This is a genomic window from Flavobacterium sp. ABG (assembly GCF_001027725.1).
Lineage (GTDB): Bacteria > Bacteroidota > Bacteroidia > Flavobacteriales > Flavobacteriaceae > Flavobacterium > Flavobacterium cupriresistens.
The window spans coordinates 1-14,684 of the sequence record NZ_LEKS01000021.1 but is presented as its reverse complement, the minus strand read 5'-3'; the positions used below and the strand labels follow the sequence as shown (position 1 = coordinate 14,684).

Annotated in this window: 14 protein-coding genes; 5 read left to right on the top strand and 9 right to left on the bottom strand. The window is 34.5% G+C overall.

Going from position 1 to position 14,684, the window contains the following annotated elements; translation table 11 throughout:
• Positions 1-308: 308 nt before the first annotated feature.
• Positions 309-968: an endonuclease III domain-containing protein gene (locus tag AB674_RS18490; protein ID WP_047778765.1), complete on the bottom strand. Its 660-nt coding sequence runs from the start codon at positions 966-968 to the stop codon at positions 309-311.
• A gap of 188 nt (positions 969-1,156) precedes the next feature.
• Here AB674_RS18490 and bcp point away from each other — a divergent pair, with 188 nt between their 5' ends.
• Complete coding sequence (gene bcp, locus AB674_RS18485) at positions 1,157-1,609, top strand: thioredoxin-dependent thiol peroxidase (RefSeq protein WP_047778764.1); 453 nt, start codon at positions 1,157-1,159, stop codon at positions 1,607-1,609.
• Positions 1,610-1,754: 145 nt separating this feature from the next.
• On the opposite strand, the gene AB674_RS18480 is transcribed toward bcp, so the two are convergent.
• Positions 1,755-3,215, bottom strand: a complete 1,461-nt coding sequence (locus AB674_RS18480) for a TonB-dependent receptor (RefSeq protein WP_047778763.1) — start codon at positions 3,213-3,215, stop codon at positions 1,755-1,757.
• A gap of 90 nt (positions 3,216-3,305) precedes the next feature.
• Here AB674_RS18480 and AB674_RS18475 point away from each other — a divergent pair, with 90 nt between their 5' ends.
• Genes AB674_RS18475 through AB674_RS18465 form a run of 3 tightly spaced genes read left to right on the top strand, consistent with a single transcriptional unit; the run spans position 3,306 to position 5,060 of the window.
• Positions 3,306-4,070 carry an MBL fold metallo-hydrolase gene (locus AB674_RS18475; protein WP_047778762.1) on the top strand — a complete coding sequence of 255 codons (765 nt, stop codon included), beginning with the start codon at positions 3,306-3,308 and terminating at the stop codon, positions 4,068-4,070.
• Positions 4,071-4,082: 12 nt separating this feature from the next.
• Positions 4,083-4,586, top strand: a complete 504-nt coding sequence (locus tag AB674_RS18470) for a hypothetical protein (protein ID WP_047778761.1) — start codon at positions 4,083-4,085, stop codon at positions 4,584-4,586.
• Between the two features lie 45 nt (positions 4,587-4,631).
• Positions 4,632-5,060: a hypothetical protein gene (locus AB674_RS18465; RefSeq protein WP_047778760.1), complete on the top strand. Its 429-nt coding sequence runs from the start codon at positions 4,632-4,634 to the stop codon at positions 5,058-5,060.
• Between the two features lie 127 nt (positions 5,061-5,187).
• Here the strand turns inward: AB674_RS18465 and AB674_RS18460 are convergent, their stop codons facing one another.
• From AB674_RS18460 to AB674_RS18435, 6 genes are all read right to left on the bottom strand, one after another.
• Positions 5,188-5,757, bottom strand: a complete 570-nt coding sequence (locus AB674_RS18460; protein WP_047778759.1) for a cysteine hydrolase family protein — start codon at positions 5,755-5,757, stop codon at positions 5,188-5,190.
• A 50-nt stretch (positions 5,758-5,807) separates the two neighbouring features.
• On the bottom strand, positions 5,808-6,380 hold the full coding sequence (locus tag AB674_RS18455; RefSeq protein ID WP_047778758.1) for a hypothetical protein: 573 nt from the start codon (positions 6,378-6,380) through the stop codon (positions 5,808-5,810).
• A 45-nt stretch (positions 6,381-6,425) separates the two neighbouring features.
• The gene (locus tag AB674_RS18450) at positions 6,426-7,070 is read right to left on the bottom strand and encodes an alpha/beta hydrolase (protein ID WP_047778757.1); all 645 of its coding nucleotides are present in this window, start codon (positions 7,068-7,070) and stop codon (positions 6,426-6,428) included.
• A 106-nt stretch (positions 7,071-7,176) separates the two neighbouring features.
• Complete coding sequence (locus AB674_RS18445) at positions 7,177-7,503, bottom strand: hypothetical protein (protein ID WP_047778756.1); 327 nt, start codon at positions 7,501-7,503, stop codon at positions 7,177-7,179.
• Between the two features lie 5 nt (positions 7,504-7,508).
• Complete coding sequence (locus tag AB674_RS18440) at positions 7,509-8,765, bottom strand: dihydroorotase (RefSeq protein WP_047778755.1); 1,257 nt, start codon at positions 8,763-8,765, stop codon at positions 7,509-7,511.
• Between the two features lie 141 nt (positions 8,766-8,906).
• The gene (locus AB674_RS18435) at positions 8,907-10,835 is read right to left on the bottom strand and encodes a vWA domain-containing protein (RefSeq protein WP_047778754.1); all 1,929 of its coding nucleotides are present in this window, start codon (positions 10,833-10,835) and stop codon (positions 8,907-8,909) included.
• A gap of 849 nt (positions 10,836-11,684) precedes the next feature.
• Here AB674_RS18435 and AB674_RS18430 point away from each other — a divergent pair.
• The gene (locus tag AB674_RS18430) at positions 11,685-12,797 is read left to right on the top strand and encodes a lactonase family protein (RefSeq protein ID WP_047778753.1); all 1,113 of its coding nucleotides are present in this window, start codon (positions 11,685-11,687) and stop codon (positions 12,795-12,797) included.
• A 164-nt stretch (positions 12,798-12,961) separates the two neighbouring features.
• On the opposite strand, the gene AB674_RS18425 is transcribed toward AB674_RS18430, so the two are convergent.
• Positions 12,962-14,314 carry a DEAD/DEAH box helicase gene (locus AB674_RS18425; protein ID WP_047778752.1) on the bottom strand — a complete coding sequence of 451 codons (1,353 nt, stop codon included), beginning with the start codon at positions 14,312-14,314 and terminating at the stop codon, positions 12,962-12,964.
• Between the last annotated feature and the right edge of the window lie 370 nt (positions 14,315-14,684).

Below are 14,684 nucleotides of genomic sequence, written 5' to 3'. Positions count from 1 at the left end.
GGTTCAGAGGTACAAAAAGGCAAAGGTTTTAAAATAGGTATCGGTATTTGTTATAAAGGGATTAAACTCCAAACAGCAAAATCCATGTTTATTTTAAAACCTTTACTTTAAAAATTAAATGCAAGGCTCGCAAAGATTTTCTTTTGCACGCAGATTTAGCAGATTAGGCCGATCTTCTTTAACTCTTGAAAAAAATCTGCGCAATCTGCTAAATCTGCGTGAAAAAAAATTAGGTATAAAATTAGAAAGGAGTCGTAATACTATAATTAAACTTTGCGAACCTTGCGAAACCCTCGCGAACTTAGCGGTTAAACTTGTAATTTTTTATTCATCTCCTCAATAATAGACTTTTTCCCAATGGTTCTGGTGATAATATCTTTTTCTAAACTCCAGCCACGTGCAGGGGAGTACTCACGTCCGTACCAAATAATCTGAAGATGCAGATCATTCCATATTTCTCTTGGAAATAATCTTTTGGCATCTTTTTCAGTTTGCACTACATTTTTTCCATTAGTAAGATTCCATCTGTACATCAATCGGTGTATGTGTGTGTCAACCGGAAATGCCGGAACTCCAAAAGCCTGTGACATGACAACACTTGCTGTTTTATGACCAACAGCCGGTAATTCTTCAAGTGCTTCAAAACTTTGAGGAACTTTTCCGTCATGTTTGTCAATTAATATATGTGATAAACCATGAATTCCTTTCGATTTCATTGGCGATAATCCACAAGGACGGATGATTTCTTTGATTTCTTCCACCGACATTTTAATCATGTCATACGGATTATCCGCTTTTGCAAAAAGTAAAGGCGTAATTTGATTCACCCGCACATCTGTACATTGCGCTGACAGTAAAACAGCAATCAATAAAGTATAAGGATCTTTGTGATCAAGAGGAATTGGTATAGTAGGATAGAGTTCTTTTAACGTATTTATAACAAATTGTACGCGAGCTTCTTTATTCATTTCCGTAATTTTAGTCCCGTAAAAATAGCATAATTTTATTAGTGAAATGTGTATAGTGAAATGTAAAATGCGTATTCTGAGAAGTTAAAATTAATAAAATTGAAAATTTCAGATCTTACAAACATATTTCACATCAAATATTTGACATTTCACATTTTCACAGAACGATAGTAAACAATAAACAAGATATGACAACACTACAAAAAGGAGATAAAGCGCCGCAATTTTCGGGAGCAGATCAGGATGGAAAAGTGCATAAATTGGCGGATTATGCGGGTAAGAAATTAGTGGTTTTCTTTTATCCCAAAGCTAGTACACCAGGTTGTACGGCAGAAGCTTGTGATTTAAGAGATAATTTCGAGCGTTTTAAAGCCAATAATTATGAGCTTTTAGGGGTGAGTGCCGACAGTCAGAAAGCACAAGGGAAATTTAAAGATAAATATGAATTTCCTTTCCCGCTAATTGCCGACGAAGATAAATCTGTAATCAATGCTTTTGGTGTTTGGGGACCTAAAAAATTCATGGGAAGAGAGTATGACGGAATTCACAGAACTACTTTTGTAATAGACGAAAACGGTATCATCGACGAGGTAATCGAAAAAGTAAAAACAAAAGAACACGCAGCGCAGATTTTGAAATAAGTACCCAGTCTCAGTATTCAGTCTCAGTCTCAGCGTTCAGTATAAAACTGAGACTGAAAACTGCGACTGAAAACTGAGTACTGCGACTGAATACTAAAAAAAAATCCCCTTAAAAAGAATGAATTTCTTCTAAGGGGATTTTTTTTTAATTCGTCTGATTCAGCTCTTTCTCCGGATGGTAACCAAAAAGATGGTGTTCTTTTATGATTTCGGCGATACCTGGAGGTAACATATGTTCCCAGCCGGTTTTTCCCTGATTGATCATTTTTAGAACCTCGCGAGAGAAAACTTCCAAATTATGTGGATCGTAACCAACGACATCAACCACTTTTCCGTTGAATTTAAAGAATTTGTACAATTCTTTCATTCTTGGATGTACTTTTAAGTTCGTTGAATTCATTAGAGTTCCATTTTCATCTAACATCGGATATAAGAATACTTTCATATCTCGGTAGAATAATTTTCCGAAAGCTTCAAGGATTCCACCACTTAAATGACGGTAATATTTCTCATCAAAAATATCAACTAAATTGTTAACACCCATTGCCAATCCCATACGTGCTTTGGTATAGTTCGCAAAATATTCAACAACCTTATAATATTCCTGAAAATTCGAAATCATAACTGTCTGACCTAGCGAACAAAGTAATTCGGCTCTGTCCATAAAGTCACGTTCGTCAATTTCACCATCTGAACGTAAATTCGAAAGTGTGATTTCAAAAACCACCAAAGTGTTGTCTTTGTCAACTTTGTTTTCTTCGAGAAACATTTTTAATGACTTCTCATACATGTCCATGTTAACTTTTGTAACGGGACGAAAACTTCCTCTTAAAGCTAAAAGGTTCTTTTTGTATAAAATAGCAGCAGGTAAGATGTTTTTTCCTTCAGGATTGAACATTACCGCATCAGTCATTCCGTTTTTAACCAATTGTAAACTCATCAAACGATTGTCAACATCAGCAAAACGAGGTCCTGAGAAGTTAATCGTGTCAATTTCTAATTGATCTTTGTCTAAGTGATCGTATAAATAACGAAGTAATCGTTTTGGATCATTGTATTTGTAAAAAGCACCGTAGATTAAGTTTACCCCTAAAATACCAAGTGTTTCCTGTTGTAGTCTGGCATCGGTTTCTTTAAAACGAATGTGTAGAATAATTTCGTTGTAAGCTTCGTCCGGCTCAATTTGATAGCGGATTCCAACCCAACCATGACCTTTAAATTGTTTTGCAAAATCAATAGTTGCAACGGTATTCGCATAACTAAAGAAAAGTTTGTTTGGATGTTTTTCACGGCTCAAACGCTCTTCAATAAGCTCCCCTTCAAAAGTCAGCATTTTTTTCAGACGGTTTTCCGTCACATATCTTCCATCACTTTCAATTCCGTAAACCGCATCACTAAAATCTTTGTCATAGGCAGACATTGCTTTTGCAATTGTTCCCGATGAACCTCCGGATCTGAAAAAGTGTCTAACGGTTTCTTGTCCAGCACCGATTTCAGCAAATGTCCCGTAAATATTCTCGTTTAAATTAATGCGTAAAGCTTTGTCTTTTATAGAAGGAATCTGTTCGATGACCTTGTCACCTTTGAGTTTTATTTCTGTACCCATTTTATTTTAAATAGATTTGTTACAAAGTTAGCAAATTAGGCTTCTAATGAAAGAGAAATAATCCTATTTTTGTAAAAAAAATAAGTTCAATTGAAGATCAATTTTTTAGGTACCGGCACTTCTCAAGGCATCCCAATTATTGGGGTTGATCATCCTGTTTGTAAAAGCACTGATGCTAAGGATAAAAGACTTCGAGTGTCCATTTGGATCACTTGGGGCGAACATTCGTATGTGGTAGATTGCGGACCTGATTTCAGGCAACAAATGCTTACTTGCGGGTGCAGAAAACTCGATGCAATCCTATTTACGCACGAACATGCAGATCACACTGCGGGATTAGACGACATTCGTCCGTTTAATTTCAGGCAAGGCGAAATTCCGGTTTATGCGCATCAGCGTGTTATAGACAATTTAAGACGTCGTTTTGAGTACGTTTTTGAAACCGTAAACAAATATCCCGGCGCTCCAAGTGTTAGAACCATTGAAGTAAAAAACAATGAACCTTTTGCTATTGGGGATAAAATGGCAATTCCGGTAAATGTAATGCACGGTGATTTACAGGTTTTTGGCTATCGAATCGATGATTTTGCTTATCTGACCGATGTAAAGACGATAGAAGATGTTGAAATACAGAAACTTAAAAATCTGAAAGTTTTGGTGGTGAATGCTTTGCGCGTTGAACCGCATGACACCCATTTTAACTTGCAGGAAGCTTTAGATTTTATTGATTTAGTAAAACCTGAAGTGGCTTATTTGACGCATATCAGTCATGTTTTAGGTTTTCACGAAGAAGTGCAAAAACTACTGCCTAAAAACGTTTTTCTGGCTTACGATAATTTAGAAATTACAATTTAATTATATTACAAAATGAAAAAATCCTTAATGCTTTATCTTTTTATCCTGGCGATATTAATGAATGTTTTTACTTATATGTTTTATAGTCGCGAAGTGAAATTTGAGCAGGAAAGATACGAGAAGACTACTAAAAAGCTCAGAGACAGTATCAGTTTGGTTTCGACAAAACTATCTGAATCAGATTATTTTTCTTTAGAGCGTAATGAAAATGCCCAAAACTACTTTGATAACAGTGCTACAGGCGGAAAAATTATTCAATATGAAAAATTGATTCCGGTTGTGACTGAAAAATTATTAGACCTGAATTCGAATCCAAATGGGAATCCATATACCGGACAGGATAAAATTGAAGGTAAAAAGTTTATCATCAATAAAATTAAAATCCTGAACCACAGATGGATTATCGCGGATTACAGTAATGGTGAATTATGGGGAGAAGTCTTATTAAAGTACTTTGTTAATACTGACGAAAGTATTACATTTGAAGTAAATCAATCTTTGTTGTATCAAAAATAAAGAATGATAATACTTTGATATGTAGTAATTTAAAACAATGAAATTATGAAAAAACTATTTTTATTCGCAGTTATTATCACACTTTCTTTTTCTTGCAATAAGAAAGTTGCTCAGGAAGCCAAACCAGTACAAGAAGAACCAAAATCAAGAGTGGTTGGTGGCGATAGTGACGCTCATGGATGTAAAGGCTCTGCCGGTTATACCTGGTCAATTGTTAAGAAAGAATGTGTACGTCTTTTTGAAGTCGGAACACAGCTGGCACACGCCGAAGACGGAAAAACATATTCGACAGTTGCCTACGTAATTTTTGAAGGAAATAAAGCAGAGCTTTTTCTGGACAATACAGAAAACGAAACCATTATCTTAGAAAGAAAATCAGAAGGTGATTCCTGGACAAAAGGCGATTATGAGCTAATTCCATGGAAAGGATATGTTCTGAAAAAAGCAGGTAAAATTATTTATACAGGAATATAGGTTTGGAAATTCCAAATTTTTGAAATTCCAAATTCCAAATTTGTAAAAAGTGAGATGTAAGATGGTGAATGCCAAATTATATCTCACTTTTTTATTAGGTGCATCAAACTTCACATTTCACATAAATCTAAACGATTTGTTTGATAAAAGCACTTGTTACCACTTGTGCAAACTCTTCGTTTAAACTTGCTAATGCGGTTTGATGAATTATTTCTGCGGAGAAATCTTCTCCGTTAATACCTTTTTTATTGAATGTTGCCGTTGCGTCCGAAACTAAATAAACGGAATAACCGAAGTTTCCGGCCATTCTCGTTGTTGTAGAAACACAATGATCGGTTGTTAGACCTACAATAACAAGGTTTTCTATTTTTGCAGTATCGATTAACTCTTTTAAGTTAGTTCCGATAAAAGCGCTGTTTACATTCTTTTTGATGACGGTTTCGCCTTCAAGTGGTTTTACAACATCCTGAAATTCATTTCCCGGACTTGTCTCATTCAAAATTGAATTTGGATTAGAGGAACAATGTTGTACGTGAAAAATCGGTAAGTTTTTAGCTCTCCAGATTCCTAAAAGTTCGCCGGCTTTTTGTTCTGCAGTTACATTATTTCGGTCTCCTCCCCAATAAGTAATATCATTGAATCCTTTCTGAATATCAATTAAAATTAATGCCGGGTTATTAAGTTTTGTGTTACTCATATTTTGAAGTTTTAATTTCAGTTGGGTTTGTTTGTGGTGTCAATTATAAATTAGTACAAATACATTGTCATAAATAGAATGGTGTAAATCCAGAAATTATAAAGAAATGTGAAGCTAAGTCCATAGAAGATGCTTTTTGAATAACTTCCTTTACAAATTACTGATTTTTTAAAAACGAGTTTTAATGCGCTGAAAAAAATCCAATATAATATACCGATAAAATTTAAGATTGTAATCCAGAAAATGGTTTCAAAAACCCAAAGAAGATAACTTGCAATTATGGATATAATGAACCATAAAATTATGCTGACTATAATGCCCATTATTCCTTCTCCTATGTCGGGAATATCTCCATTACTGTCAAGAGCGGTATTTTTTTGAAAAAAAATATTATCCTGTTCTAATTCACCGAGATTGTCTTTCATTTTTTTTCCATTATACAAACCAATTGGAATAAAAAGAAAGAAGGCTAAAGATAGAATTGTTGTAGATAATAATGAGTTTTCAAATATTGACCTTTGATTTTGTAACCCAATAATCCAAACAGATATAATTGTTAAAGGAATAATAATAAGAGTAATTATAAAAACATTTTTGGCATTAATAATTTTATAATTACTCATATATAGAATTTTATTGTTATTGTAAACTGCGACCGAGACTGTAAACTACTCCGCCAACCAATTCTTAAAATCAAAGAAATTCTGAGGAGCCACACCGTGACCAACAGGATATTCTTTATAAACAGCAGGAATATGTAATTTTTCTAAAATGGCAGGAGTTTTTCTCGCCCAATCGATTGGGATGACCTGGTCTACGGTTCCGTGAGAAGCAAATATTTTAAGGTTTTTAAAGTCGTTTTGTTCAAAACCTTCTTTAATAATTTCGTCATTAAAATAACCACTCATCGCAACTACTTTCTGAATCTTTTCCGGATATGAAAGCGCCACAGCATAACTTAAAATCGAACCCTGACTGAAACCAATTAAAGTAACATTATTAGCGTCAATAGGATATGTAGCTACCAATTCATCAACAAAAGTAGCAATCAAATCACGAGAGGTTTTCGCCTGTTCGTTATCTGAAAATTTGTTTTGATCCGCATCAAAATTTATAGCGTACCAAGCATAAGCGCCATATTGTATGTCATAAGGTGCTCTGGCCGAAATAATGTAATAGTGATCCGGTAATTCGGTTGCAAACGAAAATAAATCCGCTTCGTTGCTGCCATAACCATGTAATAAAAGTAAAACAGGATTTTTATCTAAAATAACTTTTGGTTCTTGTATTTTATATTCTAAAGATAGATTCATTTTGTATAAGTTTTCAGTCTCAGTTTTCAGTGAGCCCGGTAAGAGTTGTATTTTGCAATAACCATTGCAATTGGAATTTGGAATTTAAAAAGTTTGGAATTTAAACTTAAGAAATGCTTTTAAACCATTTCTGGAAAAGCTCACCAACCAAAGGAATTGGTTTTGTATGTCCCTGGATAGCACTGAAAATGCCATAAGACCATAGAACAGAAATACAAATCCACATTGGGAAAGTGATGAAAAAGCTGTCAAAGTTGCTGATAATCGCTCCAAACGAAATAAAAGCTAAAGACAATCCCAAAGCCTGACGAATATGAAAAGAAGCAAAACTATTTTTATTTTCCGAGTTCATAGACATGGCAATTAGTACACCAACGATTAAAATATAGCTGGTAATTGCGGCCGTTTTTCCCTCTTCGATTGAATTATTCATTGTAATTATTTTGTGATAACGAGTTGATTTTGATTTAAAATGCCATAAACAGTACCTTTTGTTTCAGTTCCTAAGAAGGCGGAATTTTTTGATTTTGAAAGGATGTTTTCTTTTGTGAAAGTTGAGTTGCCTTCAGGTGAGAAGAAGGTGAAATTAGCTTTAGAACCTTCCACAATCGAATTATTTTCGATTCCAAAAACAGCTTTTCCAAGAGTTAGTTTCTCGATAACAGTTTCCAAAGGCAGAACAGTAAGCAAAGCTCCAAAAGCACTTTCAAGTCCAATAGTACCATTTTTAGCTGTATCAAACTCCATTTTCTTAAATTCAATATCAATCGGATTATGGTCAGAAGTAATCATGTCAATAGTTCCGTCAAGAACAGCATTTACAAGAGCAGCTCTGTCGCTTTCAGTTCTCAAGGGTGGCGTAACTTTATAACGGGTGTCAAAACCTTCCAGTTTTTCATCGTTTAAAACCAAATGATGCACAGAAGCGCTGCAAGTCACGTTAAGACCTTTAGCTTTGGCTTCTTTAATCAGTGCAGCCGATTTTGCTGTAGAAACAGTTGGAATATGTAATTTTCCACCGGTATATTCCAGTAAAAACAGATTTCTTGAAATTTGTAATTCTTCGGCTAAATTCGGAATTCCTTTCAATCCTAATTTGGTAGAAATGATTCCTTCATTTACAACACCAGTCCCTTTTAAGTTAACATCTTGCGAATACGCTACTACCAAACCATCAAAATCCTGTACATATTGTAAAGCGATTTTAAGCAAATTGGCATTGTCTAAGCTTTTGTTATAATCTCCAAAAGCCACGGCACCCGATTTTTTCATGTCAAACAATTCTGCCATATCTTTTCCTTCGCTGGCTTTGGTTAAAGCACCGATAGGAAAAAGTGCTGTAGCAAAACCATGGGCTTTACTTTTTACAAAATTAATTTGCGATTGATTGTCAATAATTGGGAAGGAGTTTGGTTGTAAGGCTACACCCGTAAAACCACTTTTGGCAGCAACAGTTAATCCGTTTGCAATGGTTTCTCTGTCTTCGTAACCAGGTTCTCCAAAAGAAACACTGCTGTCAAACCAGCCTTGTGAAAGGTGCAGGTTATCAAATTTTACTTCTTTAGCCTCTGTAGATTCAGGAAGTGAAGCTCCTATTTTTTCTATAATACCATCTGCAATTAAAAGATCAACGGTCTGGTTGTGAAACGGACTTTTGGAGTCGATAATTTTGGCGCTTCTGATGATTATTTTCATATGTAGATAAATTTATTTTGTACTGAAATCGTTTTTTAACCATTCTATTTGTCATTTTGACGAAGGAGAAATCGCATTCAATATTCCATGTAGTGTATTCTCAGTGCTTGTGTTTTTTCTTTCGATGAAATGACGACTGAATTACTTTACAAATTTGATGATTGCCATTTCTAATGCTAAAAATAACAGTGCAAAGATAATAAACCATTTCCAAAGTTGGCTGTCAGTTCGCTCAGTTTGTAGGGTGTTAAAAATAGTAGAAACGGTATCGGCAGTTTTGAAATCTGAAACCACATTTGTATTGACCTGGCTTAAATCGCTTTCGCTTCGTTTGTAGTTGAAACTCAGATTTTCTACCCAGTTTTTTTTGTCAAATACACTATAATTTCCGGCTGTTTCAGGGAAATCATTGAAAACTAATTTTACTTTATTGTTCAATATTTGCTGAATCGGAATAAAAGAATCATCATTTCCTTTTACTTCCAAAATCGCATCTTTCGTCAAAAGAACATCAACAAAATAAGGCTGATTATTGCCAATGGTTAAAGCGTTAACTCCTGTTTTTTGATTGTTCTGTCCCATTTTGTAAAAAAGAGGAACAATTAACGGAGACTGCTGAAAGTTTGAATTCACAGCATTAATAGGTGCCGAAAAAACAGAGACTCCCGAAACCGGATTTTGAACCATGGTCAAGAACACACTTTGGTCCTCATAAGATAAAACCGCCGGATAAGGGCTCGAAATATCAAATGACTTAGACGTTTTCGGATATTGAAAATTAGTGATTTTATTTTCAAAAACACCCGAAAACAAAGGATGATCAAAGTTGATTTTGGTAATTAGTTTACTGGTATTTTGAAGGTTTTTGAATTGAATTTTTCCAAAATTGCCTAAAAAAGAATTTAGATTCGTAACCGAAGTTTTTTCAGATGGAATGATTACCAGATTACCGCCTTTTGCTACAAATGCTTTTAAGGTCGTTTGCAAGGCCTGTGGTACTTCTTCTAATTCATTTAAAATAATAGTATTTTGTTTGTCTAAATTATTATAGTCCAGACTACTGATTGAATAATTGTTGTAATTGAATTCGGTTGGCGTATAGATTCGCGATAAAAAGTTGCTTTTTTCCGGTTCTCCGATACTAATTATATTCGTTTTTTTAGTTTTAGAAATGCTAAAATAAAGCTTGTTATCGTAAGTCAAACCATGATCTTCGATCGTTACGTAACCATGAAAAGCTTCTTTTGGAATTGTAAAATTGATTTTCTTTTCCTTACTGTCAAAATTGATAATGGTTTTGGCAATTAGTTTCTCCTGATTGTATAAAGCCATCGATACAGGCTTGAAATCTTCACCGTAAGCAGCTAAATTGACAGTGATTTCGTAAAAATTCTCTAAAGTCTGATTGATAAAAACGCTATCAATGGCCACATTGTTTTTTTGTTCGGCCTCGGGAATTATGAAATACGGTTTTTCTTCAAAATCAATGTTTTTTAACTCTTTTTCGGCCAGACCTACGGCATCTGTAATAATGACGATGTCTTTTTTGTGAGCCGATTTATGCGCTTTTATTTTTGCCAGTATAGCCGAAAGTTCAAACGGAGTGGCACTGTAATTTAGATTTTGCAAAGCACTTTTGGATGATTTGATATCCGTATTCCAAAAGTTTTCGGTATTGGTAAGTAGCGAGAATTGTGCTGTTTCGGGCGTATTTTCAAGCAATTCCTGAACGGCACGTTTTAGTAATTCGCCTTTTTTTCCTTTGGCCTGCATACTAAACGAATTGTCCAAAACGATATACATTTCGTTTGAGGCATTTTTACTGTCTTTTGCTTCGAAGAAAGGCTGGGCAAAGGCAATAATAGCAAAGGCCAACAGCAATAAACGGGTTGCCAGTAGCAATCGTTTTTTAATTTTCGAACTTTTTCGGGTTTGTATCGAAAGTTCTTTCAGGAAACGGACATTAGTAAAATAAGAGATTTTAAAGCGGCGTAATTGAAATAAATGTACCAAAATTGGAACAATCAACAGAAACAGAAAGTATAGAATTTCAGGGTGTTTAAAATGCATTCTGGCTTCGATTTACTTCACTACGTTTGATTTTTCATGAAGATGCTGGTCAAAAATACAAATTTGTTTTTTTATTTTAACCATATAAGTTATATAAGTTCATGTAAATACAGTGCATTGAAAATCAAGCGGGCTAAACTTAAATTAATCTAAGGTGGCGGCTGTAATGCTGTAAAAGTTCTTTAACACATAGAAACATAGCTTGTAGAAATCTTAATAAGTCATTTGATTTAAAATAAATCACAGATACCTGTGCGAATAAATCACGATTTTCTTAAAACCACTTAAAACAATCCATTTTAAAACTATGTTTCTATGTGTTAAAAATTGCATTCCAATAAAAAAATCCGTTTTTGTCCGCGTTTTTGCTATTGCAAATCGGTATAATCTGCGTCTAAATTCATCACAATCTTCACGTACTGATGTTGAAACTTAATTTCACACGCGGATTGAACAGATTCGTTATCACGAAGACACGGATTAAACGGATTTAATTTATTTTTCAATGTAATTTTAACCATATAAGTTATGTAAGTTCATTAAAGCTGTACGCAAAAGTGAAGTGAATTCTTAGCGCTTACGTAGTTTAATAAAATAAGCAACTTTAAGGACTATGCGCAAAAGTAAAATGAACTTACATAACTTATATGGTTTAAGAGAAATACAACTTGTGCGAGTTCATTCCAAAACATTAAGACAAAATGGGGACTATACGCAAAAGTAAAATGAACTTACATAACTTATATGGTTTAAAAAGAAATATAACTTTTGCGAATTTATTTGTAATAAAAATTAGATGCCCTAATTAGAATATTAAGTATTTTAGCCAGATTCAAAAAAATAAAAAATATGAAAAGAGTCTATATGTTGCTTTTTTCTGTGTTGGCTTTTTCGGCTTCACAGGCTCAGAGCAAATTTAATTTGTTGGTTGGGACTTATACCAATACTTGTCAAAGTGACGGAATTTACGTTTACGAATTTGATTCAAATTCAGGAGATTTCAAGTTAAAGAGTTCTTCAGAAAATGTTTTGAGCCCAAGTTATTTGTCGGTTTCAGCGGATAACAAATTTGTTTATGCAGTAAACGAAAACGGAACTCAAAGTACAGTAAGCGCTTTTGGTTATGATTCAGCAAGCGGGAAACTTAATTTTCTGAATAAAAATGATGCTCTAGGAGCCGATCCCTGTCATCTGATTAATGACGATAAAAATGTAATTATTGCGAATTACTCTGATGGAAACATAGCTGTATTCAAAAAGAATCCTGACGGAAGTATTACAACAGGACAGCAATTAGTTCAACATGAAGGAAAAGGAGTTAATCCTGCACGTCAGGAAAAGGCACACGTACATATGGTTTGTTTTTCTCCCGATAAAAAATATGTTTTGTCTAATGATTTAGGCTTAGATAAAGTTTTTGTCTACAAATACAACCCCGATTCTAAAAACGAAATATTGACATTAAAAGAAAGTGTTGCTGTGAAAGCGGGAAGTGGCCCAAGACATTTAACTTTTAGCAAAGATGGCAAGTTTGTGTACTTGGTTCAGGAATTAGACGGAACACTAACTACTTTTTCTTTTGATAAAAATGGAAGTCTGAAAGTTATCGCAGAAACAAGCATTCTTGAAAAAGATTTTAAAGGAGGAACGGGAGCAGCAGCCATAAAAATTTCGCCTGACGGAAAGTTTTTATACGTGTCCGATCGTGTAGATGTTAACGCCATTTCCGTATATAAAATCCTTAAAAACGGAGGTCTTGAAAAAGTAGAGCAGGTAAGTACCTTAGGAAAAGGCCCAAGAGATTTTGCTATCGATCCAACTGGAAATTACCTTTTAGTAGGGCATCAATACACAAACAATATAGTCATTTTTAAAAGAGATAAAACAACAGGAAAACTGACCGATACAGGCAAGAAAATCGAATTGTGCTCGCCGGTTGGGTTGGTTTTTACGAAGATTTAGTTTTTTTTGAGTTTCTGAGGTGCTGAGTTTCTAAGTGGCTAAGAATCGGAACTTAAAAAGCTTCAAATACAGGTTTAAATGATTAAACTTGTATTTGAAGCTTTTTTAATATCTTAAAACTTAGAAACTCAGTACCTCAGTAACTTAGAAACTCAAAGAAAAATCTATTTATTCTTATCTTTCCTCTTCTTATCCCTAGTCTTCAACATATTTCTATTAACAGAACCATGCGTTTTCTTTTTGGTTTTTGAAGGACCTCCAAGATTGACTTTTTTATTCTTTTTATCTTTTTCATGAAAAGCACCATCTCCGGTAAGTTTTGGTTTTTTCGTTAAGAACTTAATGGGTTGACGGTCTTTTTCCGGCTCGATTAATTTTAAGGAAATTTCAACTTCTTCAGGGAAATCAGCGATTTCAAGTTCCTGATTCATCAATACTTCAACTTCAACTTTAAATTCTTCTTCACGAGGAGTGATGAAACTAATTGCAGTTCCCGTTGCATCAGCACGACCGGTACGACCAATTCTGTGCATGTACAATTCAGGAAATTCCGGAAGCTCAAAGTTGATAACGTGCGAGATGTTCGAAATATCCAAACCTCTGGCCATAATATCGGTTGTGATCAATCCGCGTAGGTTTCCTTCTTGAAATTCTGCCATTGTGCTCAAACGGTAATTTTGAGACTTGTTCGAGTGAATTACCCCAAACTGACCTTCAAAATCCTCTTCGATTCGGGTATGAAGCATATCCGAAATCTTTTTATTATTCACAAAAACCAAAACACGTTCCATGCTTTCGTTTGTTTCTAATAAATGTTTCAGTAAGTTAACTTTGGTGTTAAAGTTCGGAACATTATAGGTAATCTGTGTGATTTTTTCAAGCGGAGTTCCTGAAGCGGCAAGTGTAACCTCTTCCGGAAAATCAAAAAAGTCATTCAAAACAGCATCAACTTCATCGGTCATTGTTGCAGAGAATAAAATGTTTTGACGTTTGGTTTTCATCATTGCCAAAAGAGCCGTCAATTGCGTACGGAACCCTAAGTTCAGCATTTCATCAAACTCATCGATAACTAATTTCTGAGTTTCATCAAAACGAACCACCGCGTCCAAAGCTAAATCCATGGTTCTTCCCGGAGTCCCGACTAAAATGTCGATTCCTTCGTAAACAGCTTTTTTCTGTGTATTGATGTTTACACCACCAAAGATTCCAAGAGTTTTAACCGACATGTATTTGGTTAATTTCTCGATTTCTTCTACCACCTGAACAACTAATTCACGTGTTGGAACCAGCACTACAATTTTAGGTGTATTGGTTGGTGTAAATTTGTATAATTTTAAAAGTGGCAACAAATAGGCAAATGTTTTACCCGTACCAGTTTGGGCAATTCCCATCATATCGCGACCTGACATAATCACAGAAAAAGTTTTTTCCTGAATAGGAGTAGGTTTAACAAAACCTAATTCGTCTATTGCTTTTTGAAGTGATTTTGGAAGATTGAATTGTTCGAAAGTGCTCATTTACATTAAATTTTGTGCAAAGGTACGTTAAAATAACGGTTTGATTGTTAGATTATTAGTTGATTCGAGAAATTTAAGTATTTAATTGCTTGATTATCAATGATTGTGTGCTTTAAAAAGAACGAATTCAAAGAATGTAACATTACATTTTATCGACTCTTTTTATCCCCATGTTCCTCAATATTGTCATTTCGAGCGAAGTCGAGAAATCACACAAGCAGAGCACGCACTGTACGGAATATTGGATGTGATTTCTCATACTTCGAAATGACAGAATTGTGACAACCTCGATACCAGTAAGCAGTATACTGAAATCTGTAAAATGTATTGTGTAGCTTGTCAATTACGAGATACGAGAAATCACACCAGA